The following is a 22,827-nucleotide window of genomic DNA, read 5'->3' as shown; positions in this document are numbered from 1 at the left end:
TCACGAAGCGTGACGTGGAGCCGGACGCTACCGTCTGGGCATGGAGATATTGCGCTACGTGGCATTCAGCACGGATCCCAAGGGCGGCAACCCCGCGGGTGTCGTGCTCGACGCGACCGGGGCCGCCGACACGGCGATGCTGGCGACAGCGGCCGAAGTCGGCTACTCGGAGACGGCGTTCGTGGTGCCATCCGGCGACGGGGCCTTGGACGTCCGGTACTTCAGCCCGCTCGCCGAGGTGCCGTTCTGCGGCCACGCGACGATCGCCACGGCCGTCGCCCACGCGCAGCGGCACGGCACCGGACGCCTGCGGCTGCGCACGGCGGCGGGCCCTGTCACCGTCACCACCGACCGGGCGGCGGACGGCACCCTCGTGGCGACCCTGGTGAGCGTCGCACCGCGTACGGCACCGATCGAGGAGGCCGATCTGGCCGAGCTGCTCGCCGTCCTGGGCTGGTCCGCCGGGGAACTGGACCCGGCGCTGCCGCCCCGCGCGGCCTTCGCCGGAGCCTGGCACCCGGTCATCGCCGCCGCGAGCCGGGACCGGCTGGCCGACCTGGACTACGACATGGCCGCGCTCGGCGCCCTCATGGCCCACAGGGACTGGACCACCGTCAACTTGGTCTGGCGGGAGTCCCCCACGGTGTTCCACGCCCGCAACCCGTTCCCGCCCGGCGGTGTGGTCGAGGACCCGGCCACGGGGGCGGCGGCGGCCGCGTTCGGCGGCTACCTGCGGGAGTTCGGCCTCGTCTCCCCGCCGACAACCCTGACGATCCACCAGGGCGCGGACATGGGACGCCCGAGCACGATCACGGTGACGGTACCGGCGGAGCTGGACACGGGCATCGGCGTGACCGGCACGGCCGTCGAGCTCTGAGAGGGCGGTTCGTGAGTCTGTGTGTCCGGCCGCTCAGGTGGTACAGCGAGCCGACGCTGACCCGCTCCAGGGCGAGTTGCCTCCGCCGACGTGCTCATGTGTCGCCCGTGGAGGCGGAGTCGATGTCACCGCCCGCGGCGATGGAACGCTCGCCGGAGGCGGTGACGTTCCGAGGCTGCGCAGGCGTGGAAGCAGGCGGGGGCGGGGGCGGGGCCGAGGGGTTCGCCGGCGGGGCGGGCGCGGGGGTGCCCGGGCCGTCGCCGGTCGACGCCGTACCGATGTTCCCGCCGGCGGCGACGGACCTCACGCCGCTCGCGTTCACCGTCGTACCAGTAGGACCAGGGGAACCAGGGGAACCGGGAGTACCAGGGGTACCAGTACCACCACCGGACGTACCGGACGTCCCCGTCGAGCCCTGGAACCCGGCGTACACCGCGAGCGCCAGGCCGATCAGCGCCGCGACACCGCCTGCCACGCTGGCCCAGGGATCCGCCGCCTCGACGTCCAGGACGGCTCCGACGACGAGCCCCAGGGCCCCGGCGGCGCACAGCCCGATACCCGTCCACATCAATGCCTTCGACTGACCGGTCATACGGCCATCATCGCGCTCGGGGCCGGGCTGTGGTGCGAAAAGCCGTTGAGGCGCGGGCGGTTACTTGGCCGGGCGCAGGCCCAGCGGGCCCGCGATCTCCTCCGCCATCACCCGGCCCGCCTCGATCTCCAGGGTGTCGTCGCCCATGTCCTGGTCCGTGTCGAGGCCGTCGAGTTCGGCCAGGGGCTGGTCGAGGCGGACGTGGGCGAGGACCGACTGGAGGGCGCGCAGGGTCGCGGAGGCGGTGGAACCCCAGTTGGAGAAGTAGGAGAACTGCCACCACCACAGGGCCTCCGTGGTGCGGCCGGCCCGGTAGTGGACCATGCCGTGACGCAGGTCGGTGATGACGTCGGTGAGGTCGTCGGAGATACGGGCCGGGACCGGCGCCTTGCGGGGCTCGTAGGGGTCGAAGACCTCCGAGTAGACGTCGACGGGGTCGAGGAGGCGGGCCAGGTTCTCGCGGAGTTCGTCGACGTCCGGCTCGGGGCCCGGGTCGGGCTCGTAGCGCTCGTCGGGCACGATGTCCTCGTGCGCGCCGAGACGGCCGCCGGCCAGGAGGAGCTGGGAGACCTCCAGGAGCAGGAAGGGCACGGCCGATTCCGGCTCGGCGCCCTTCGCGATCTCCGTGACGGCGACCAGGAAGCTCTCGACCTGGTCCGCGATCTGGACGGCGAAGTCGTCCGGGTTCTGGTCGGTCGCGTGCAGCGTGGCGTCAGACATCTAGGAGTCGTCTCCCCTCGAAGGCGCGACCGAGGGTCACCTCGTCCGCGTATTCCAGGTCGCCACCCACCGGGAGGCCGCTGGCCAGGCGGGTGACCTTCAGGCCCATGGGCTTGATCATGCGGGCGAGGTACGTGGCGGTCGCCTCGCCTTCGAGATTGGGGTCCGTGGCGAGGATGAGCTCCGTGACCGTGCCGTCGGCCAGGCGGGCCAGGAGTTCCCTGATCCGCAGGTCGTCCGGCCCGACCCCGTCGATCGGGCTGATCGCGCCGCCCAGGACGTGGTACCTGCCCCGGAACTCACGCGTGCGCTCGATCGCCACGACGTCCTTCGGCTCCTCGACGACGCAGATGACGGCGGGGTCGCGGCGGGTGTCGCGGCAGATGTTGCACAGCTCTTCCTGCGCGACGTTGCCGCAGGTCGCGCAGAAGCGGACCTTCGCCTTGACCTCCATGAGGGCCTGGGCGAGCCGCCGCACGTCCGTGGGCTCCGCCTGCAGGATGTGGAAGGCGATCCGCTGGGCGCTCTTGGGACCGACGCCGGGCAGCCGCCCCAGCTCGTCGATCAGGTCCTGGACCACGCCTTCGTACAACGGACTGCCTTTCCTGGGTCATCGAGGTCGTTCGCGCCGTACGGCCTTCCCGTACGTACCGTAGTTGTCAGCCGCCTGTCCGAGGAAGGCGGCGGGCGTCTCAGAACGGCAGTCCGGGGATGCCGCCGCCGCCCAGACCCTGTGCGAGCGGGCCCAGCTTCTCCTGCTGGAGCGCCTGCGCGTTCTCGTTGGCCGCCTGCACAGCCGCCACGACCAGATCGGCGAGGGTCTCGGTGTCTTCCGGATCCACCGCCTTCGGGTCGATCTTCAGGTTGCGCAGCTCGCCGGCGCCGGTGACGGTCGCGGTCACGAGGCCACCGCCCGCCTGGCCGTCGACCTCCGTCTGCGCCAGTTCCTCCTGCGCCTGTGCCAGGTCCTGTTGCATCTTCTGGGCCTGCTGGAGCAGCTGCTGCATATTGGGCTGGCCACCACCGGGGATCACGATCAGCTCCTTGCTCGGTACGGGTTTTCCCGTTCGGCACGAGCCTACGTGGTCGGGCCTGCCGTCGCCCCAGCACTCTTTCGAGTGAGTTCCCCTCGCGCCCTATAACCGATCAAGGAATACTTCCGGGCGGAAAAGCGGCGAAAGCTGCATCTTCGCCACCCGTTGGGGGGTAGGAAGGGTCCGGCGCGTGTGCGTCGTGTGTGTCACTTGTCACGCAGCGTGGTCAGTAGGGAGTGCCGGGTGGGTCAGCCGGAGATGCAGCCCGAGAGGCCGCCTCAGGACGGACGGGGCGAGGGGGCGGCCCGGCTGCGGCCGGGCGATCTGACCGGGCGGGCCTTCCCGCTCGGGGACTGGGGGGAGCCGGCGGTCCGGCTCGACGAGCTGTACCGGTGGGTGGAGCGCGGTGCGCTGCGGACGGCGGCCTGGTACCTGGAGGACCGGGTGTGGAAGCGGCGGTGCGCGCGGGTGCTGCGCTGCGGGGCCGCGGCGGGGGCGGTCACCGGGGTCGCGCTGCCCCTGCTCGATCTGACCGGGGTCGCGGCCGGGATCGCGCCCTGGGGGTGCCTGGCACTGCTGCTGGGGGTGGCCTGTGTGGCCGTCGACCGGTACTTCGGGGTGACGTCGGGCTGGATGCGGGACGTGGCCACCGCGCAGGCCGTGCAGCGGCGGTTGCAGGCGCTTCAGTTCGACTGGGCGGCGGAGTGCGTGCGGGAGGTTCTCGGCCCGGCGGAGGGGACGGCGAGTGAGGCGGCCGAGCGGTGTCTCGGGGTGCTGCGGAGGTTCTCCGAGGACGTGAGCGAGCTGGTGCGGGGGGAGACGGCGGAGTGGGTGGGGGAATTCCGGAGCGGGGGTGCGCCTGTGGGACTGCAGGCGGTGGCGTTCCCCGGGGGTGGGCGCGGGAGCGAGGCGGGGGGTTTCAACGGGCGGTTCTCCGTGCCCCCGGCGGGGGGCGCGCGGCCGAACATGCCCCGGCAGCGGCCGCCGGAGCCTCGGTGAGCGGGGCCTGGTCTGCTGGTGCTCGGGGTTGGTGCTGAGGTCGGGTGGGTGCGCAGCCCGGCGCTGCGGGGTGCCGCTGCGCCCACCCGTGTCGCCCCTAGCGGCACGACTGCCCGCAGCTTAGGCGGACGGACGGAAGGTCAGTCCTGCGCGCACAGGGTCAGGCCCTGCGGGGTCCAGCACGGCAGGTGGCCGTGCGTGCGGATGACGTCCTGGCCGTTGCCGCGGGCGAGGTAGGTGAGGAAGCTCGACGCCAGGGAGTCGGCCGGGGGGCGGCCGTAGGTGTAGGCGTACTCGATCTCGCGGTAGGGGTAGTCGCTCGTGCCGTGTTCGAGGGCGTCGGCGGAGGCCGGGTCGCCGTCCAGGCGCAGGGCGTGCAGGCCCTTGGCGCGGGCGGCCAGGTTGAGTTCGCTGTAGCCGATGGCGCCCGGCAGGTCGGCGACCGTGGTCAGCACCTGGTCCGTCGAGTCGAGTTCGCAGCGGATGACGGCTGCCGTCGGGTCGTCCTTGTGGACGCAGTCGACGGAGGAGTTGGCGATCTCGCCCCGTCCCAGCACCCGGCGCTGGAACACCTGTCTCGTCCCGGAGTTGGCGTCGCGGCTGACCAGGTGCACGGGCAGGTCCGGGCCGCCGAGCTGCCGCCAGTTGCGGATCTCGCCCCGGTAGAGGCGCCGTACGTCGTCCGTGGACAGGTTCGTCAGGCGTACGTCGTCGTTGACCACGAGCGCGAAGACCGACACCGCCACCCGGTTCTCGCGCAGTTCGGGCAGGCCGGCCGGCTTGGGGCCGTCCGACAGGGCGACCACCGGCGGCGAGCCCTGCCCGTCCCGAGCCGCCTGCGCGCCGGCCGCCGCGAGTTCCCGTATCCCGGCCGTCGAGCCGTGCGGGTCGACGTCGATGTCCGGGTCGCCGCCGCAGTCCCGCTCGTACTTCCTGGCCACCTCGCGCAGGACGGGCGCGAACGCGGTCGAGCCGGTGAGGGTGAGCCTGCCGCTCGCGCAGCCGATCGGCGGCGGGGTGTCGTCCTGGGCGACGACGATCGCGGCCAGCGTGACCACGCACAGCGTGAGCATGATGGTGATCAGCCGTGCGGGCCGGCCGAACAGCGGTGGCTTGTCGTCCGGGGCGGCCGCGCGGTTGGGGCGCACCTCGCCCTCCCGCAGGCCCCCGGTCAGCCGCACCTCCCGGCCCACGTCGCCGCCGGACAGCAGCACGAGAAGCTTGAAGTAGTCACCGCGGTTGAGCGGGACGCGCGGGATGCGCAGCGTGTTGTCCTCGTAGCCGAAGCCCCGGGCCGCGGTGAAGTGGTCCATGAGGTGGTCGGTGTCGGAGGGCTGGGTGACCGAGACCCCGCGGATGGTGCGGTCGGTGAACACCGCGGTGAGACCGTGGACTTCGGGGCCGGTGTAGTCGTCACGGTCGATGGCCAGTGAGCCGTCGTTCTCGATGCGCAGCAGAACCAGCGTCGCGTCCGTCATGTCGGGCGCCTCGTCGAACAGCCCCAGCCGGCGGTTGGCGCGGCCCGAGCGCACGTCGTCGCCGATGGGGTTGTCCATCTGCACCCGGTAGCCGATGCGTTTGCGGCGCGGTACCCGGCGCTCGTACCAGACCATCACGCCCGAGGCGATGATGCCGAGGACGGCCGTCGCCACGGCCACGAGGTTCTCCGCGCTCAGCCACTCCATCGTCGGTGCCCCCGCCGCCGGACGAATGCGATCGTCCGGTCACCGTACGGCTGTACGAGCGGGTATCCGGGATTCGTCGGCTCGAATTCGCCGGACGTTCAACGACGTCCCGTCCGCGCGGAGTCGGTCACTGCCTCGTGTACGTCAGCCGCTCCCCGCTGCCCGTGTTGACGCGCTGGAGCGTGCCGTCCGACAGGACGGTGATCTCGGTGGCGGCGCCCGGGGTGCAGGCGGTGCGCGGCTGCCCGACGGTCACGGTGGACGGGCCGATCTTCACCGGGCCGCCGGCGTCCGGCGCGTCGGCCAAGTCGCCCTCGAACACGCAGTGGTAGCTGCCGCCGCCGTCCGTGGGGCCGTCGGCCACCAGGGACAGGACCGTGTCGCCGGGCTCGCCCTGCTGGATGGTCAGCGAGCGGGTGTGCCGACCGTCGGCGTTGTCGATGGTCGTGGTCCAGGTGCCCAGGTACGCCGTCGGGATCGAGCCGTCCGCCGGAGAGGCGGAGGGATCCGGCTGCGAGGTCGTCGGCGATGGGCCCGGCGTGGTCGGGGGCGCACCGGTGCTCTGCGTGGGGGTGGGGTCACCGCCCGCCTGGTCACCGTCACCGCCCCGCATCAGCGCGTACACCGAGCCGCCCGCGGCCAACGCGACGACCAGGGCGATCACGACGAGCAGCGCGGTGGAGCGGCCGTTTCTCCGCCCCGGGTCCTGCGGGGGGCCGTAGGGCGGAGTCGTGCCGTAGGGCGGCGGACCGTAGGGCGGAGTGGAGCCGAGGCCGCCGTAGCCGGGGTGGTACGGCGAGGCGGCGCCCGGAGTGCCGGGGGCGCCGGGCTGGGGGTGCTGCTGGGGGTAGCCGTACGCCGGGTGCGGTTGCGGGGGCGGCTGCACCTGCGGCTGCGGCTGGGACGGGATGGGGGCGCCTGTGCCCGGGGGCTGCCGGGGTGCCGGGGGTGCGCTCTGACCGGCGACCATGGTGGGCAGATGGTTCACCGGCGCGCCCTCGCCCGGCGGGCCCGGCGGGGGCGGGCCCAGGGCTGCGGCGGGCGCCGCCACGGGGGCCGGGGGCAGCGCGGGGCGCTGCGACGACTCGTCGGCGGCGGGGGCGTGTTCGGGGGTGGGGCCGGGGCCGGGGTTCGCGTCGGGGCCGGAACCCCGCTGCCCGGCGGACGGCTCGGCAGAATCCGCTCCCTCGGCGGAGCCGGCCCCCTCCGGATCCTCCGCGTCCAGCAACCGCACGGCGTGCCGCCCGAGTTGGGCGACCAGGGCGCTCGGGAGCCACGGGTCGAGGGCGCGGCCGTCGGAGACGGTGTCGTCCGCGCCCGTGCGTTCCAGGACGCGGTCGAGGGACGGGCGTGCGGCGGGGTCCTTGCGCAGGCAGTCGCGGACCAGGTCGGCGATGCCCTCGGGGACACCCTCCAGGTCCGGTTCCTCCTGGGCGATGCGGAACATCAGGGCGTGCACGCCGCTGTTGGCGGTGCCGAAGGGCAGGGCGCCGGTGGCGGCGTAGGCGAGGACGGAGCCGAGGCAGAAGACGTCGCACGCGGGGGTGATGCGGTCGCCGCGCACCTGCTCGGGCGCCATGAAACCGGGCGATCCGACGAGCGCGCCGGTGCGGGTGAGCCCGCCGTCCGTCACGGTCTGCAGGGCCCGGGCGATACCGAAGTCGATGACGCGCGGGCCGTCGATGGTGACCAGGACGTTGGACGGCTTGAGGTCGCGGTGGACGATGCCGGCCGCGTGGATGTCCTTGAGCGCGTGCGCGAGCCCGGCCGCGAGGATGCGGACCGTCCGCTCGGGCAGGGCGCCGTGGTCGTGCCCGACGACCTGCTGGAGGCTCGGCCCGGCGACGTATCCGGTGGCCACCCACGGCACCGCCGCCTCGGTGTCCGCGTCCAGCACCGGCGCCGTCCAGTACCCGCCGACCCGCCGCGCGGCCCTCACCTCCTGCCGGAAGCGCTCCCGGAACTCCTCCTGCGCGGCCAGCTCCTCGCGCACGAGTTTCACGGCGACCGTACGGCCCCGCTCCGAGCGCGCCAGATACACGTGCCCCATGCCGCCCGCACCGAGCCGCGCCAACAGCCGGTACGCACCGATGCGCGGCGGATCCCCGGACCCCAGCTCCTCCATCGCTCAGCCGCCTTCCCCCCACACGTGAGCAACAGATCGAGAATAGTGCGGGGCCCGGGCGGGGCAGGCCCGAACGATGTCTACGGTTCCGTAACAGGCGGTCCCACCTCGTCGAGCACCTTCGACAGCCGTTCCAGTACGCGCACCGCCTCCGCCAGGTCCGCCTCCCCGAGCGCCTGCGCCAACCGGTCGGCGAAGGCCGCGTGGCCGGGGTCGATCCGGGCGATCGCCGCCCGCCCCTGCCCGGTCGGCGCGAGGAGCTTGGCGCGGCGGTGCGCGGGGTTCGGCCGGTACTCGGCGAGCCCGCGCTCCACCAGCAGGTCGGCGATGCGCTGCACGCTCTGCCGTGTGATGCCCATGGCGCGGGCGATGCCGGAGACGGGCAGCGGCTCCCCCAGGACCGCGCCGAGCACCTGCCACCAGGCGGCGGTCAGCCCAGCGGGCCGGGCCAGTTCCTCGGCCACGGCGAGGAACTGGCCGTTCAGCTTGAACACCCCGAGGGCGCTGCGGCTGAGCAGGTCCTGACGCTCCCGACTCATGCCGCCCCGGCCTTCTCCAGCACGGCGTAGGCCGCCGCGTCGGAGTCGTGGAACAGCCGGTACCAGGCGTCGAGCACCTCGCCCTCGTACACCCCGAGCAGCCGGAGGATCTCGCGGGCGAAGGCGACGGGCTCGGTCGGGCCCGCGGTGACCAGGTTCCGGTCGGTGACGGCGTCGGTCTCGACGTAGCGTCCGCCGCCCGCGTAGCCGGTCGCGGCCAGGTAGAAGGAGACCGCGCTGGTGTGGTCGCGGTCGTCGAGCAGGCCCTCGCGGGCGAGCCCGGCGGTGGCACCGCAGATCGCCGCGACCGGCACGCCCGCGTCCAGGAACGCCCGGGCCTTGTGGGCGAAGGGCGCCAGGTCATCGCTCGTGTCCCAGAGGTCGGCGCCCGGGAGGATCAGCAGGGAGCTGTCCTCGGGCCGTACGTCGTCCAGGGCCGTGTCGGGCTGGATGCGCAGTCCGCCGATGCTGGTGACCTGGTCCGTGGACGGGCCGACGGTCCGGATGCGGTACCCGGCGCGGGCGAGATGGGCCGTGGCGTGGCCCGTCTCCCAGTCGGCGAGGGTGTCGTAGACGGCGAGATGGACGGGCTTGCGGTCTGCGATGGCGTTCATGGCTCCTCCTGGGACCCGGGCTCCACCCCGAAGGGCTATGACAGCATCCTGACATTTAGACAGCACGCTGTCAATGCACTCCGGGCCTTCTGGACAACCTGTCGCGGAATGCCGCCGACGGCAGACAGGCCGCCGATTCCACCGCCCTCTCCCCCGCACCTACGCTCGCCCGCATGACCCCTCAGCCGAACCCCGAAGCCGGTGCCGCCGTCAAGGCCGCCGACCGCGACCACGTGTTCCACTCCTGGTCCGCCCAGGAGCTCATCGACCCGCTCGCCGTCGCCGGGGCGGAGGGGTCGTACTTCTGGGACTACGACGGCCGGCGCTACCTCGACTTCTCCAGCGGGCTCGTCTACACGAACGTCGGCTACCAGCACCCCAGGGTCGTCGCGGCGATCCAGGAGCAGGCGGGGAGGATGACGACCTTCGCGCCCGCGTTCGCGATCGAGGCCCGGTCGGAGGCGGCCCGGCTGATCGCCGAGCGGACCCCGGGCGACCTGGACAAGATCTTCTTCACCAACGGCGGCGCCGACGCCGTCGAGCACGCCATCCGGATGGCCCGGCTGCACACGGGCCGCCCGAAGGTGCTCTCGGCGTACCGCTCGTACCACGGCGGTACGCAGCAGGCCGTGAACATCACCGGCGACCCGCGCCGCTGGGCCTCCGACAGCGGCACCGCCGGGGTCGTGCACTTCTGGGCGCCCTACCTCTACCGCTCCCGCTTCTACGCGGAGACCGAGGAGCAGGAATGCGCGCGGGCGCTGGAGCACCTGGAGACGACGATCGCCTTCGAGGGGCCCTCGACCGTCGCGGCGATCATCCTGGAGACGATCCCGGGCACGGCCGGGATCATGGTCCCGCCGCCCGGCTACCTCGCCGGGGTGCGGGAGCTGTGCGACAAGTACGGGATCGTCTTCGTCCTGGACGAGGTCATGGCCGGGTTCGGGCGGACCGGTGAGTGGTTCGCGGCGGACCTGTTCGGCGTCACGCCCGACCTGCTGACCTTCGCCAAGGGCGTGAACAGCGGATACGTGCCGCTGGGCGGGGTCGCGATCTCCGGTGCGATCGCCGAGACCTTCGGCAAGCGGCCGTACCCGGGAGGTCTGACGTACTCCGGGCATCCGCTGGCGTGCGCGGCCGCCGTCGCGACGATCAACGTCATGGCGGAGGAGGGCGTCGTCGAGAACGCGGCCCGGCTGGGCGCGAACGTCGTCGGTCCGCAGCTGCGCGAGCTGGCCGCGCGGCACCCGAGCGTGGGCGAGGTGCGCGGCGTCGGCATGTTCTGGGCGCTGGAGCTGGTCCGGGACCGCGAGACGCGCGAGCCGCTGGTGCCCTACAACGCGGCCGGGGAGGCGAACGCGCCGATGGCCGCCTTCGCCTCCGCCGCGAAGAACGGCGGCCTGTGGCCGTTCGTGAACATGAACCGGACGCATGTGGTGCCGCCCTGCACCGTCACCGAGGCGGAGCTGAAGGAGGGTCTCGCGGTGCTGGACGCGGCGCTCTCGGTGGCGGACGAGTACACGAAGTAAACAGCTGTAAACCGACCAGAAAACGACCACAACCCGTCAGTAGCTGACCAACCTCACACCTCGTTCGAACGCGTAAGGTGGCGTGGCCGTAGACATACACGTGCACGCCACCCGAACGCGACGAGGGAGACGCCCTGACCATGCCCCGCAGCTCCGGCAACGGCGCCGTGACGCGCAGCACCCTGCGACAGCAGATCGCCGACGCGCTCCGTGACGAGGTACTGGCGGGACGGCTCCAGCCGGGGCAGGAGTTCACGGTCAAGGAGATCGCCGACCAGTACGGGGTGTCCGCCACGCCGGTCCGGGAGGCGCTGGTCGACCTCTCCGCGCAGGGACTCCTCGACGCCGACCAGCACCGCGGCTTCCGCGTCCACGAGTACTCGGCCGAGGACTTCCGCGGCATGATCGAGGCCCGCGACCTGGTCATCGAGGGAATGTTCCACGCCCTCACCACCGGGCAGCACGCCTCCGGGCAGCCCGGCGACCCCCGGGTCGCCGCCGTACTCGCCGGGGTCCGGCGGCGCGGCGAGGAGGCGCAGCGGGCCGCGGCGGCCGGTGACCTCACCGTCCTCATCGGCTACGACCTGCGCTTCTGGCGCGAGCTCGCCGCCCTCTTCGGCAACCCCTACCTCGCCGACTTCCTGCACCGGCTGCGCGTGCAGACCTGGGTCTGCGCGGTGCAGCACCTGCGCCGGCTCAGGGACCTGCGGGGCGAGCTGTGGGCCGGCCACACCGAGCTGGTCGACGCCCTGGGCACCCGTGACACCGACACCGCACGGTCGATCATCGCCGACTACAACGCCCACTCCATCGCCCTGATCGAGCGCCTCGCCTCAGGATGACCTGCGTCGCAGCTGTCCGTATGGGTATGGGACATGCACGGCAGGAGCCGCTTTCCGTGCCGCACCGATACCCTTCCCTGACCACCGCGCCACCGACCCACCGAGCTGAGCGAGGAGCCTTCTTTGGCCTGTGACCTGTGGCTGGTACCGCTCGTCGACGTGTTGTGCCACACGCCGGACAATCCGTTCGCCGAGGAACTCGCGCAATACAACAAGGTGCTCGCCGAGGCCGGGCTGCCGCCGGTGCCGGTGTACCAGTACATGCCGGGACTGTCGGGCGACGTCGCCCCGGTGGCGGGCTTCGACTACGACGCGCTGCACTTCCTGCGCCGCGCCTACCTGCTGCAGGTGTGCGGCCTGCCGGTGACGCCCGTGGACGAACTCGGCGGCGACTACGAGCAGTTGCTGGAGATGTTCGAGTCGACGGCCCAGCAGTCGCACCTGGTGTGGCACTACGACCACGCGGGCGCGTACGTCCCCGTCGACTTCCCCAGTCCGCTCGCCGACGACGACCTTCTCGCGGGCGGCGGTCCGCTGGGCTCCTCGCACGCCCTGCTGCGGGAGCTGGAGCTGGTCGCCCCGGCCATCGGCATCGACCCGGCCAACCCGCCGGCCGCGCCGCAACCGCCGCTCGTGCCCACGGAGCTGGAGGAACCCGCCGTCCCGGCCCCGTACGATCCGAGCCCCTTCGCCCGGGAACGCCACGTCTGGCTCGGCCTGCACGCGGCAGTGACGCGGAGTCTGGCCCAGGGGTCGATGATCGTGTTCAGCTGAGGGTCAGCGCAGCTGGGACAGCCCCTTCTGCAGGTCGTCGCCGTTCATGATCGGGAACACCTCGACCTCGGCGTTGAGGTCGGTGAAGAACGGCTCCAGCGCGGGAGGCAGCTGGGAGCTTTCCTGCATGTCGAAGACGAGGAAGCAGGTCCTGCGACCGCCGGCCGGGCCGAAGTAGGCCGCCTCCGGCTTGAGCTTCTCCATGGCCTCCTGCACGATCTGCGGCATCTTGCCGCCCCGGATCGCCTCGTTGCCCTTTTCCGTGTCCAGCGTCGCCTTGAGCATCACACGCATGGCTCTCACTCCTTGTGTCCCGTCGGGGTGTGACTGCCGCGTTCGGCAAGCACAGCGTATGACCCGATTTACCCGATAAGCCTCCTTTGACTGCTCCATCGGGAGCAGACAGCAGGACGTCCCGGTGACCACGAGGGTCACCGGGACGCAGGTGTCTGCCGCTCAGTCCGGCTAAAGGAACGAGTTGATCTCGATCGTCTCGTCCCGGCCCGGGCCCACGCCGATCGCGGAGATCGGGGCGCCGGACATCTCCTCCAGCGCCTTGACGTAGCTCTGGGCGTTCTTCGGCAGGTCGGAGAAGGACTTGGCCTTGCTGATGTCCTCGCTCCAGCCCGGGAGCATCTCGTAGACCGGCTTCGCGTGGTGGAAGTCGGTCTGGGAGTAGGGCAGCTCCTCGACGCGCTTGCCGTCGATCTCGTACGCCACGCAGACCGGGATCTGCTCCCAGCCGGTGAGGACGTCGAGCTTGGTGAGGAAGAAGTCCGTCAGGCCGTTCACGCGGGTCGCGTAACGGGCGATGACCGCGTCGAACCAGCCGCAGCGCCGGTCACGGCCGGTGGTGACACCGCGCTCGCCGCCGATCCGGCGCAGCGCCTCGCCGTCCTCGTCGAACAGCTCCGTCGGGAACGGGCCCGCGCCGACGCGGGTCGTGTAGGCCTTCAGGATGCCGATGACCCGGCTGATCTTCGTCGGGCCCACGCCCGCGCCCGTGCAGGCGCCACCCGCGGTCGGGTTGGAGGAGGTGACGAAGGGGTACGTGCCGTGGTCGATGTCCAGGAGCGTGCCCTGGCCGCCCTCGAACAGGACGACCTTGTCCTCCTCCAGCGCCTGGTTGAGGACCAGGACGGTGTCGGCGACGTACGGCGCGAGCTTGTCGGCGTAGCCCAGCAGCTCCTCGACGACCTGGTCGACGGCGATCGCGCGCCGGTTGTAGAGCTTGGTGAGGATCTGGTTCTTGACGTCGAGGGCCGCCTCGACCTTCTGCGTGAGGATCGACTCGTCGTACAGGTCCTGCACGCGGATACCGACGCGGTTGATCTTGTCGGCGTAGGTCGGGCCGATGCCGCGCCCGGTCGTACCGATCTTCCGCTTGCCGAGGAAGCGCTCCGTCACCTTGTCGACCGTGACGTTGTACGGCGTGATGATGTGCGCGTTTCCGCTGAGGAGGAGCTTGGAGGTGTCGACACCACGCTCGTTCAGACCGCTCAGCTCGGAGAGCAGGACCGACGGGTCGACGACGACACCGTTACCGATGACCGGCGTGCAGCCGGGGGACAGGATTCCGGAAGGGAGGAGGTGCAGTGCGTACTTCTGGTCTCCGACGACCACCGTGTGGCCGGCGTTGTTGCCGCCCTGGTAGCGCACTACATAGTCCACGGATCCACCGAGCAGGTCGGTGGCCTTTCCCTTGCCTTCGTCACCCCACTGAGCACCGAGCAGCACAAGTGCGGGCACGCGCGTACACCCCTTCCGGGCGGGGCATGTCCATGGTCGAGGGCGAACGCGGAGGTAGCACGCCGCGTACACCGCGACCGCCGTTGGCCGCCAACCGTCGGACCGGATGCCCCGGAATAGACGAAGCCCCTGGCGCAATAGCGCAAGGGGCTCTTGCACAAAGATGCTACCCGAGGAAGCGAGGCATGGCCGAGGTGGCGACTTTCGCGACGTCCGAACAGCTGCTGGTGGTCATCGACCCGGTCGCCCGCCGGTCCGACGGCGAGTCCGTACGGATCGCGAAAGACGTGCTCGGAGCGGGTGCGACCGTGAAGCTGTGCCTGCCGGAGGGGCCGGAGGAGTTCGCCCGGGCGTTGCGCCGGCGGGGTTCGCGGCGCCCGGTGGTGGTGGGTGACGACCGGGCCCTGATCCGCGCGGTGTCGCTGCTGCACCGGCATCGGGAGCTGTCCGGATGCGCGCTGTCGGTGGTGCCGGTCGGGGGCGCGCTGTCCCTCGCGCGGTCGCTGGGGGTGCCGACGGGGACGGTGGCGGCGGCGCGGGCGGTGCTCGACGGGGTCGAGCGGCGGATGGACCTGATGGTGGACGACAGCGACGGGGTGGTGCTGGGCGCGTTGCGGATACCGCCGGTGACGGCCGACGCCCGGGCGCCGGATACCGAGGACGCGCCGGGCCGCCTCTGGCTGCGCACCTGCCAGTCCCTGGTGCGCACCCTGGTCCCGGCCGCCCGCCCGTCCCGGCTCGCCTCCGCACCGGAGCCCGGCCCCTCCCGGCTGCGGGTCGAGGTCGACGGGGAGACCCTCGTCGACCTGGACCAGCCGGTCGAGGCGGTGTCGGTGTCGCCCTCGGCCTCCGGTGTGGCGGCCGTGGAGGTCCGCCCGGTGTCGGTGGGCGCGGAGGCCTCGCCCCTGCTCGCGCGGGGCCGGACCGTCACGGTGTCGGGGGCCCACTTCCGCTACCGGGCGGACACGGTGGTGTCGGGGCCGGTACGGACCCGGACGTGGGTGGTCCGGGAAGGGGCCTGGGGGCTGACGGTGCCGGCGGCACCGTGAGCCGCACCCGCGCGTCATTCCGGGCCGAACGTCTTCTCCCGGTGCACGCGCCAGCGTTCCATCAGCGCCGCGAGTTCGCTCTCCAGGAACTCGAAGAAGGCCAGCGTCTCGGACATGCGGCGGCCGGCCGGGGTGTCGGCGCCGAGGCTGGTGACGCCCTCGCGCAGGGCCTCCCCCCAGCGTTTGAGGACGGCGTCGCGGTTGGTCAGGGCCTCGTACCACTGGTCGCCGCGCACCCGGTAGCGCTCCCGGCGCGAACCGGGCTCCCGTTCCCGCGAGACCATGTGCGTCTGGGCCAGGTAGCGCACCGCCCCGGACACCGCCGCGGGACTGATCCGGAGCTGTTCGCCCAGCTCGGCCGAGGTCATGGAGCCCTCGTCCGAGGAGAGGAGCGCGGCGAAGACCCGGGCGGGCATCCGCGGCATCCCGGCCTCGACGAGATGCGCCGCGAAGGACTCGACGAACCTCGACACCGCCTCCGCGCCCCGCCCGGCCCTGGCTGATTCCGTCATGCGGTTCATCCTATCCGTGCTTCATACGCTTCCTTAACTTCACAAATTTCTGAAAGAAGCGTACGTTCCGAAGCATGACGAAGGCCATCACCGTCTCCGGACTGCACAAGTCCTTCGGACGGACGCACGCACTCGACGGGCTGGACCTGGACGTCGCCACCGGCGAGGTCCACGGCTTCCTCGGCCCCAACGGCTCGGGCAAGTCCACCACCATCCGGGTCCTGCTCGGCCTGCTGCGCGCCGACGCGGGCGCCGCGCAGGTGCTCGGCCGCGACCCCTGGACGGACGCGGTGGAGGTGCACCGCCGGATCGCCTACGTCCCCGGGGACGTGACGCTGTGGCGCAACCTCTCCGGCGGCGAGGTCATCGACCTGTACGGCCGGCTGCGCGGAGGCCTGGACCCCCGGCGCCGGGCGGAGCTGATCGAGAGGTTCGAGCTCGACCCCACCAAGAAGGGCCGCACCTACTCCAAGGGCAACCGGCAGAAGGTCGCCCTGGTCGCCGCGTTCGCCTCGGACGTGGACCTGCTGATCCTGGACGAGCCGACCTCGGGCCTGGACCCGCTGATGGAGGAGGTCTTCCAGCGCTGTGTGGCCGAGGAGCGCGACCGGGGGCGCACGATCCTGCTCTCCTCCCACATCCTGAGCGAGGTCGAGGAACTGTGCGACCGGGTGAGCATCATCCGCAAGGGCCGCACGGTCGAGTCCGGTTCACTCGCCGACCTGCGCCATCTGACCCGCACCAGTGTCGTCGCCGAACTCGCGGGCCCGCCCGACGGGCTGGCGAACCTGCCCGGTGTCCACGACGTCGACGTGCAGGGGCGCCGGGTCCGGCTCCAGGTCGACACCGACGGGCTGGACGCCGTCCTGCGGTCCCTGAGCGAGTCGGGCGTGCGGTCGCTGACGTCGACGCCGCCCACGCTGGAGGAGCTGTTCCTGCGGCACTACCAGGACGAGGCGGTAGCCCGATGACGACGTTCGCCGTGCGGCCCGGCAGCTCACGCCAACTGGCCGGTACGGGCACGCTGCTGCGCTTCGCCCTGCGCCGCGACCGGCTGATGATCCCGGTGTGGATCGCGGTGAACGCCCTGATGGTCCTCTCCATGCCGAACACCCTGGAGGGCCTCTACGGCACCTCGGCCGAACGCGCCGACCTGATCCGGCAGATGGAGGCCAACTCCTCGCTGCGCGCGATGGTCGGCCCGGTCTTCGGCGACTCGCTGGGCGCCCTGACGGCCTGGCGGGCCGGCGTCTACGCGGGCGCCCTGGCGGCCGTCATGAGCCTGCTGGTCGTCGTCCGGCACACCCGGGACGAGGAGGAGAGCGGCCGTCAGGAGCTGGTGGCGTCCGGGATGGTGGGCCGCCGGGCCTCCCTCACGGCGGCCCTGCTGGCGGCGGCGGTCGCGAACGGGGTGCTGGCGCTGCTGCTCACCGCCGGCCTGGCCGGCCAGGGCACGACCGGGGCACTGGCCCTGGGCCTCGGCATCGCCGGAGTGGGGATGGTCTTCGCCACGATGGCGGCGATCGTCGCCCAGCTCACGGAGAGCGCGCGGCTGGCCCGGGGGCTGACGGCGGCGGTGCTGGGCGCCGCGTTCGTGCTGCGCGCCGCGGGCGACTCGGCGACGGACGACGGTTCGTCCGTCCTGACGTGGGTGTCGCCGCTGGGCTGGCTGGAGAACCTGCGGCCCTACGCGGACGAACGCTGGTGGGTGCTGGCGCTGTTCGCCGGAGCGGTCCTGCTCCAGGGCGCGGTGGCGTACGGACTGGCCGGCCGCCGGGACATCGGCATGAGCTTCCTGCCGACCCGGCCGGGCTCGGCGTCCGGCCGCCTGAGCAGCGCCGGCGCGCTGGCCTGGCGGCTGCAGCGGGGCAGCGTGCTGGGCTGGAGCGCCGGTTTCCTCCTGGCCGGGGTCGTCTACGGCGGCATGACCGAGGGCGCGGCCGACCTGGTCGGCGACAACGACAACGCCCGGCGGATCTTCGAGCGGATGGGCGGCCGGTCCGGCCTGACGGACACGTTCCTCGCCTCGATGACCGGCATGCTCGGCCTGGTCGCGGCGCTGTACATCGTGGCGTCGGTGCTCCGCCTGCACGGCGAGGAGACCTCCGGCCGGGCGGAACCGGTGCTGGCGAACGCGGTGGGCCGCCTGCGGTGGGCCGCGGGCCATCTGGTGATCGCCTTCGGCGGTTCGGCGCTCCTCATGCTCCTGGCGGGCCTCGGCCTGGCCGCCGGCTACGGCAAGGAGACAGGCCCGATCCTGGGCGCGTGCCTGGTGCAGTTGCCGGCGATCTGGGCGATCGGCGGGGTGGCGGTGCTGCTGCACGGGGTGCTGCCCCGCGCAGCCGCGGCGGCATGGGGCGTGGCAGGGGCGGCCCTGCTGATCGGCTGGGTCGGCCCCGCGCTGGACGTTCCGCAGGCGGTACTGGACCTCTCACCGTTCGGGCACCTGCCGAAGCTGCCGGGAGGATCCATGGAGTGGGGGCCGGTGGTGGTGCTGACCGGGCTGGCGGTGGTGCTGGTGGCTGGAGGGCTCGCGGGGTTGCGGAGGCGGGACGTGACCACGTGAGCAGCCGGCGTACTGCCGGACCAGCCGCCCGCGCCGTTCATCCCACTCGACGGCCGGCCCCTCCAGCCGCCCGCGCCGATCACCCCACCTCGACGGCCAGCCCCTCCAGCCCCCTGATCACGAAGTTCGGCTTGCGTGTCGGCTCGGCGGCCAGGCGCAGGGTCGGCGTCCGCTTCAGCAGCGCCCCCATCGACGCCGCCAGTTCGATGCGGGCCAAGGGCGCGCCGATGCAGTAGTGGATGCCGGCGCTGAAGGAGATGTGGGGGTTGTCCGGGCGGGTCAGGTCCAGCGCGGACGGGTTCTCGAACACCGCCGGGTCGTGGTTGGCGGAGCCGAAGAGCAGGGCGATCTCCGCGCCCCGGGGGATCGTCGTGCCGTCGAGTTCGATCTCGTCCAGGACCCAGCGCTCGAAGAGCTGGAGCGGGGTGTCGTAGCGCATCAGTTCCTCGACGGCGGAGGGGATGAGCGAGGGGTCCGCGCGCAGCAGCTCCAGCTGGGCCGGGTTGCGGAACAGGGCGTACCAGCCGTTGACCGTGGCGTTCACCGTGGCCTCGTGGCCGGCGTTGAGGAGGAGGACCGCCGTCGAGATCATCTCCTGCTCGGTGAGGCGGTCGCCCTCGTCGTGGGCCGCGATCAGGCCCGAGATCAGGTCCTCGCCGGGCTCCTTGCGGCGGGCCGCGATCAGTTCGCGCAGGTAGTCGGAGAACTCGACCGACGCCCTGACCGCCTTGGCCGCCGTCTCCTCGGACGGGTTCAGCTCGTACATCCCGCAGATGTCCGCCGACCAGGGGCGCAGCGGGGCCCGGTCGGACTCCGGGATGCCGAGCATCTCCGCGATCACCGCCACCGGGAGGGGCTCGGCGACGTCCTTCAGCAGGTCGCCGCCGCCCGCTTCGGCCAGGGCCGAGGCGAGCTCGTCCGCGAGGCCCCGCACGTACGGCTTCAGCCGCTCCACCGTGCGGGGTGTGAACGCCTTCGACACCAGGCGCCGGATCCGGGTGTGGTCCGGCGGCTCCAGGTCGAGCATCCCGTGGTCGTTGAGCGTGTGGAACGGCTCCTGCTCCGGCGGGGGCGGGGTCCGGCCGAACTCCTCGTGCGTGAACCGGTGCTGGTACGTCCGGCCCAGGCGCCGGTCGCGCAGCAGCGCGGAGACGTCCGCGTGATGCGGGACGAGCCACTGGTTCGTGGGCGCGAAGTAGTGCACCCGGCCCCGCGCACGCAGTTCGGCGTAGGCGGGGTACGGGTCGGCGAGGAACGCCGGGTCCCAGGGGTCGAACGCGAGGTCGGAAGCAGCTGCCATGGACGGACGCTAGCTCCACATCCCCCTGTCTGACCAGGGCCGACCAAGATCGTTAAGCTGGGCGCGCCGCCCGAGCGGCATCTGCTTCCCAACGAAAGAACGTCATGACACAGCAGCGAGCCAAGCTCCGCACCCGCGTCCCCGCACGTCTGGCCGCCTCGGCCGTCCTGGCCCTGTCGCTGACCGCCGGCGCGGTCGCGGCCACCGCCCCGGCCGCCACCGCCGCCGAGATGCCGTGCAAGCCGCGCGTCTACTACTCCGTCTACAAGAGCAGCGGCGTGAACTTCCGCACGGGCCCCGGCACCGGCTACAAGTCCAAGGGCATCCTCCACAAGGACGACTGGGGCAAGAAGGTCGGCACCAAGGGCTCCTGGATCAAGCTGAAGCTGGGCCAGAAGTCCAGGAGCGGCCTGGCCAAGGGCACCACCGGCTGGGTCTCCAAGTCGTACGTGAGCGACTGCGTGCCGATGCAGCTGGACTGATCCGGACCGTCGCCCCCGGGCCCGAGGGCCTGCGGGGCGACGCCTCCCGGCTAGCCGGGCGTCACCAGCCGTGCCTCGTAGGCGAACACCGCCGCCTGCGTCCGGTCTCTGAGCCCCAGCTTCACCAGGATCCGGCTGACATGCGTCTTGATCGTCGACTCGGCGACCACCAGCCGCTCGGCGATCTCCGCGTTCGACAGGCCCTGCGCGATGAGGACCAGCACCTCCGTCTCCCGGTCGGTGAGGTCGCCGTACGCCGCCTGCGCGGAGGGCATCAGCCGCGGGGTCTCGGAGAGCTTGGAGAACTCGGTGATCAGTCGCCTGGTCACCGAGGGAGCCAGGAGGGCCTCACCGGCGGCCACGACCCGCACCCCGTCGGCGAGCTGGCGGGCCGAGGCGTCCTTGAGGAGGAACCCGGAGGCTCCCGCGCGCAGCGCCTGGTAGACGTACTCGTCGAGGTCGAAGGTGGTCAGCACCAGCACCTTGGCCGCTCCGTCGGCGGCGACGATCTCGCGGGTCGCCTCGATGCCGTTCAGCTCGGGCATGCGGATGTCCATCAGGACGACGTCCGGGGCGAGCTCGCGGACCTTCGCGACGGCCTCCCGGCCGTTCACCGCCTCGCCGACGACCTCGATGTCGGGCATCGCGTTCAGCAGGACCGAGAAGCCCTCGCGCACCATCATCTGGTCGTCCGCGATCAGCACGCGAATGGTCATGCGTCGTCCTCGTCCGGCAGGGCGACCGGCAGGAACACCGCCACCTCGTAACCTCCGTCGTCCGTGCCGCCCGCCGTCATCTCGCCGTTCAGCATCGTCACGCGCTCCCGCATGCCCGTGATGCCGTGCCCGGCGCCCGGCGAGGGCTTGATCAGGCTGGGGTTGGGGGGCGGGCCGTTGACTATGCGCAGGCCCAGGCCGCCGAGGACGTACCCGATCTCGACGCGGGCGCTCGCCCCCGGCGCGTGCCGCAGCGTGTTGCTCAGGGCCTCCTGCACGATCCGGTACGCCGACAGTTCCACGCCCTGCGGCAGCTCGCGCACCGCGCCGGTCACCACCTTCTCGACGCCCAGACCGGCCTCCCGCACATTGGCCAGCAGCCCCTCCAGGTCGGCGAGCGTGGGCTGCGGGGCGTCCGGGGCCTCGTAGTCCTCGGCCCGGACGACGCCCAGGACCCGGCGCAGCTCCGTCAGGGCCGCCACCGCGTTCTCCCTGATCGTGGCGAAGGCCTTCTCCAGCTCCGGCGGCGGGTTCTCCACCCGGTAGGGCGCGGCCTCCGCCTGGATGGCGACCACCGACATGTGGTGGGCGACCACGTCGTGCAGCTCGCGGGCGATCGTCGTGCGCTCCTCCAGCAGGGTGCGACGGGAGCGCTCGTGCGCGGTGACCGTCTGCTGGGCGGTGACCTCCTGCTCCGCGTGGCGGCGGATGTGCCAGACGGTGACGGCGAGGAGGATGAACGCGGAGACGACCAGCATGGGGCCGGTATTGGTGCTGTAGCGGCCCGCCGTGCCGAAGAGCGTCTCCGCGAGGATGCCGTAGGCCGCGGTGAGCGCCCACATCCAGGCGGCCGTGCGCGGCCTGGTGCGTATGGCCACGATCGTCAGCACCGTCAGGTGACAGGCGAAGCTGCCCGGCAGCCAGGGCCAGTCGCCCCAGTCGTCACCGAACGGGAGAGCCAGGGGGGTGGCCGCCATGGACACCCAGAACGCGCCGACCGGCCGGACCAGGGTCAGCAGGACCGGGACCGCGGCGAGCAGGCCCAGCACCAGGGCCATGCCCTGGTCGACCGTGGCGATGGACAGGGCGATCAGGGCGGCCGTGCAGATCACGGCGTGCGGCGTCCAGGCCGCGAGCTCCCGCAGACGGCCGGGCAGCCTCCTGGTCAGGGGGCCGTCGACGCGCATGCGCGGCAGCTGGCGGTAGGCGAACGCGTCGTGGATGAGGTCCTGCCGCAGCCCGCGCAGGGCGTCCACGGCCAGCCGGTACTCCGGGCTGCGCGGCTTGGCCCCGCCCCCTGGTGGCGTGGTCTGCGAGTGAGTCGTCTCGGTCACGTACAGAACGGTATGCGCCCCCCGGGACGCGGTCGTCCCCAGTGAGAGGGGTTCCACAGCGTCCCTCTCAGGTACTACGGGGTACCACGGGCCCGGCTTCAGTACCCCGACGGACGGACCAGCCCCGACTCGTACGCGAACACCGCCGCCTGCGTGCGGTCCCTCAGGCCCAGCTTCACCAGGATCCGGCCCACATGGGTCTTCACGGTCTGCTCGGCGACGAACAGGTGCTGGGAGATCTCCGCGTTCGACAGGCCCTGCGCGATCAGGGCGAGCACCTCCGTCTCCCGCTCGGTGAGGTCACCGATCCGCTCCTTGAGCGGGGCGCGGGGCCGGTCGTCCAGCCGGGAGAACTCGGCGATCAGCTTGCGGGTGATGACCGGGGCGAGCAGCGCGTCACCGGCCGCGATCACCCGGACCGCCTCGGCGAGCTGCTCCGACGAGGCGTCCTTCAGCAGGAACCCGGAGGCTCCGGCGCGCAGCGCGTCGTACACGTACTCGTCGAGGTCGAACGTGGTGAGCACCAGCACCCGGATGTCCGGGTCCGCGGACGTGATGCGCTCGGTGGCCTCGATGCCGCCGATCCCGGGCATGCGGATGTCCATGAGGACGACGTCCGGTGCGGTCTCGGCGGCCACCGCGACACCGCCCTCGCCGTCCTTCGCCTCGCCGACGACCTCTATGTCGGGCTGGGTGCCGAGCAGCACGGTGAAGCCCTGCCGGACCATCGCCTGGTCGTCGACGATGAGAACCCGGATGGGTTTGCCGGTACCGCTCGTCATGAGGTCC

The 22,827-nt window shown here is 72.1% G+C and carries 24 protein-coding genes; 9 read left to right on the top strand and 15 right to left on the bottom strand.

Going from position 1 to position 22,827, the window contains the following annotated elements:
• Positions 1-40: 40 nt before the first annotated feature.
• Complete coding sequence (locus ABZ192_RS01310; RefSeq protein ID WP_356922466.1) at positions 41-877, top strand: PhzF family phenazine biosynthesis isomerase; 837 nt, start codon at positions 41-43, stop codon at positions 875-877.
• Between the two features lie 94 nt (positions 878-971).
• Here ABZ192_RS01310 and ABZ192_RS01305 read toward each other — a convergent pair whose 3' ends face one another.
• The 4 genes from ABZ192_RS01305 to ABZ192_RS01290 form a co-directional block, all read right to left on the bottom strand.
• Positions 972-1,469, bottom strand: coding sequence for a hypothetical protein (locus ABZ192_RS01305; RefSeq protein WP_356922465.1), 498 nt, complete (start codon positions 1,467-1,469; stop codon positions 972-974).
• Between the two features lie 60 nt (positions 1,470-1,529).
• On the bottom strand, positions 1,530-2,189 hold the full coding sequence (locus ABZ192_RS01300) for a DUF5063 domain-containing protein (protein WP_356922464.1): 660 nt from the start codon (positions 2,187-2,189) through the stop codon (positions 1,530-1,532).
• A complete protein-coding gene (gene recR / locus ABZ192_RS01295) occupies positions 2,182-2,781 on the bottom strand; it encodes a recombination mediator RecR (RefSeq protein ID WP_003991835.1) in 600 nt (199 codons plus the stop codon). Before recR ends, ABZ192_RS01300 begins: the two co-directional genes overlap by 8 nt.
• A gap of 100 nt (positions 2,782-2,881) precedes the next feature.
• The gene (locus tag ABZ192_RS01290) at positions 2,882-3,223 is read right to left on the bottom strand and encodes a YbaB/EbfC family nucleoid-associated protein (RefSeq protein WP_078945132.1); all 342 of its coding nucleotides are present in this window, start codon (positions 3,221-3,223) and stop codon (positions 2,882-2,884) included.
• A 243-nt stretch (positions 3,224-3,466) separates the two neighbouring features.
• On the opposite strand from ABZ192_RS01290, the gene ABZ192_RS01285 reads away from it, so the two are divergent.
• Positions 3,467-4,222, top strand: coding sequence for an SLATT domain-containing protein (locus tag ABZ192_RS01285; RefSeq protein WP_356922463.1), 756 nt, complete (start codon positions 3,467-3,469; stop codon positions 4,220-4,222).
• Positions 4,223-4,362: 140 nt separating this feature from the next.
• On the opposite strand, the gene ABZ192_RS01280 is transcribed toward ABZ192_RS01285, so the two are convergent.
• From ABZ192_RS01280 to ABZ192_RS01265, 4 genes are all read right to left on the bottom strand, one after another.
• Positions 4,363-5,907, bottom strand: a complete 1,545-nt coding sequence (locus tag ABZ192_RS01280; protein WP_356922462.1) for a substrate-binding domain-containing protein — start codon at positions 5,905-5,907, stop codon at positions 4,363-4,365.
• A 127-nt stretch (positions 5,908-6,034) separates the two neighbouring features.
• Positions 6,035-8,032, bottom strand: a complete 1,998-nt coding sequence (locus ABZ192_RS01275) for a serine/threonine-protein kinase (RefSeq protein WP_356922461.1) — start codon at positions 8,030-8,032, stop codon at positions 6,035-6,037.
• Between the two features lie 80 nt (positions 8,033-8,112).
• Entirely contained in the window at positions 8,113-8,571 is a 459-nt protein-coding gene (locus ABZ192_RS01270) for a MarR family transcriptional regulator (RefSeq protein WP_356922460.1), read from the bottom strand.
• Positions 8,568-9,185 (bottom strand): type 1 glutamine amidotransferase family protein, encoded by a 618-nt coding sequence (locus ABZ192_RS01265; protein WP_356922459.1) that lies wholly within the window; start codon positions 9,183-9,185, stop codon positions 8,568-8,570. Before ABZ192_RS01265 ends, ABZ192_RS01270 begins: the two co-directional genes overlap by 4 nt.
• Before the next feature lie 173 nt (positions 9,186-9,358).
• Between ABZ192_RS01265 and ABZ192_RS01260 the strand changes: the two genes are divergently transcribed.
• The 3 genes from ABZ192_RS01260 (at position 9,359) to ABZ192_RS01250 (ending at position 12,330) form a co-directional block, all read left to right on the top strand.
• Positions 9,359-10,714: an aspartate aminotransferase family protein gene (locus tag ABZ192_RS01260; protein ID WP_356922458.1), complete on the top strand. Its 1,356-nt coding sequence runs from the start codon at positions 9,359-9,361 to the stop codon at positions 10,712-10,714.
• Between the two features lie 140 nt (positions 10,715-10,854).
• Complete coding sequence (locus tag ABZ192_RS01255; RefSeq protein WP_356922457.1) at positions 10,855-11,556, top strand: GntR family transcriptional regulator; 702 nt, start codon at positions 10,855-10,857, stop codon at positions 11,554-11,556.
• 123 nt (positions 11,557-11,679) lie between these two features.
• Positions 11,680-12,330, top strand: coding sequence for a hypothetical protein (locus ABZ192_RS01250; RefSeq protein ID WP_356922456.1), 651 nt, complete (start codon positions 11,680-11,682; stop codon positions 12,328-12,330).
• Positions 12,331-12,333: 3 nt separating this feature from the next.
• On the opposite strand, the gene ABZ192_RS01245 is transcribed toward ABZ192_RS01250, so the two are convergent.
• Positions 12,334-12,624 (bottom strand): DUF3303 family protein, encoded by a 291-nt coding sequence (locus ABZ192_RS01245; protein WP_356922455.1) that lies wholly within the window; start codon positions 12,622-12,624, stop codon positions 12,334-12,336.
• Between the two features lie 171 nt (positions 12,625-12,795).
• On the bottom strand, positions 12,796-14,079 hold the full coding sequence (locus ABZ192_RS01240; RefSeq protein ID WP_030245733.1) for an adenylosuccinate synthase: 1,284 nt from the start codon (positions 14,077-14,079) through the stop codon (positions 12,796-12,798).
• A 185-nt stretch (positions 14,080-14,264) separates the two neighbouring features.
• Here ABZ192_RS01240 and ABZ192_RS01235 point away from each other — a divergent pair, with 185 nt between their 5' ends.
• Positions 14,265-15,128: a diacylglycerol kinase family protein gene (locus tag ABZ192_RS01235; RefSeq protein ID WP_356922454.1), complete on the top strand. Its 864-nt coding sequence runs from the start codon at positions 14,265-14,267 to the stop codon at positions 15,126-15,128.
• A gap of 14 nt (positions 15,129-15,142) precedes the next feature.
• Here the strand turns inward: ABZ192_RS01235 and ABZ192_RS01230 are convergent, their stop codons facing one another.
• Positions 15,143-15,640: a MarR family transcriptional regulator gene (locus ABZ192_RS01230; RefSeq protein WP_356922453.1), complete on the bottom strand. Its 498-nt coding sequence runs from the start codon at positions 15,638-15,640 to the stop codon at positions 15,143-15,145.
• A gap of 74 nt (positions 15,641-15,714) precedes the next feature.
• Here ABZ192_RS01230 and ABZ192_RS01225 point away from each other — a divergent pair, with 74 nt between their 5' ends.
• Positions 15,715-16,611, top strand: a complete 897-nt coding sequence (locus ABZ192_RS01225; protein ID WP_356922452.1) for an ABC transporter ATP-binding protein — start codon at positions 15,715-15,717, stop codon at positions 16,609-16,611.
• Complete coding sequence (locus ABZ192_RS01220; RefSeq protein WP_356922451.1) at positions 16,608-18,206, top strand: ABC transporter permease; 1,599 nt, start codon at positions 16,608-16,610, stop codon at positions 18,204-18,206. Before ABZ192_RS01225 ends, ABZ192_RS01220 begins: the two co-directional genes overlap by 4 nt.
• Before the next feature lie 79 nt (positions 18,207-18,285).
• Here the strand turns inward: ABZ192_RS01220 and ABZ192_RS01215 are convergent, their stop codons facing one another.
• Complete coding sequence (locus ABZ192_RS01215) at positions 18,286-19,506, bottom strand: cytochrome P450 (protein WP_356922450.1); 1,221 nt, start codon at positions 19,504-19,506, stop codon at positions 18,286-18,288.
• A gap of 104 nt (positions 19,507-19,610) precedes the next feature.
• Here ABZ192_RS01215 and ABZ192_RS01210 point away from each other — a divergent pair, with 104 nt between their 5' ends.
• Entirely contained in the window at positions 19,611-19,988 is a 378-nt protein-coding gene (locus tag ABZ192_RS01210) for an SH3 domain-containing protein (protein ID WP_356922449.1), read from the top strand.
• A gap of 50 nt (positions 19,989-20,038) precedes the next feature.
• Here ABZ192_RS01210 and ABZ192_RS01205 read toward each other — a convergent pair whose 3' ends face one another.
• From ABZ192_RS01205 to ABZ192_RS01195, 3 genes are all read right to left on the bottom strand, one after another.
• Positions 20,039-20,704, bottom strand: a complete 666-nt coding sequence (locus ABZ192_RS01205) for a response regulator transcription factor (protein WP_020270365.1) — start codon at positions 20,702-20,704, stop codon at positions 20,039-20,041.
• Complete coding sequence (locus ABZ192_RS01200; protein ID WP_356922448.1) at positions 20,701-22,038, bottom strand: histidine kinase; 1,338 nt, start codon at positions 22,036-22,038, stop codon at positions 20,701-20,703. Before ABZ192_RS01200 ends, ABZ192_RS01205 begins: the two co-directional genes overlap by 4 nt.
• Before the next feature lie 98 nt (positions 22,039-22,136).
• On the bottom strand, positions 22,137-22,820 hold the full coding sequence (locus ABZ192_RS01195; protein WP_356922447.1) for a response regulator transcription factor: 684 nt from the start codon (positions 22,818-22,820) through the stop codon (positions 22,137-22,139).
• Positions 22,821-22,827: the final 7 nt, after the last annotated feature.

The sequence above is a fragment of the Streptomyces sp. NPDC006235 genome (genome assembly GCF_040613735.1).
In the GTDB taxonomy this organism is placed as follows: domain Bacteria; phylum Actinomycetota; class Actinomycetes; order Streptomycetales; family Streptomycetaceae; genus Streptomyces.
The sequence above is the reverse complement of the archived record's forward strand: the minus strand, read 5'-3'. Positions and strand labels throughout refer to the sequence as shown.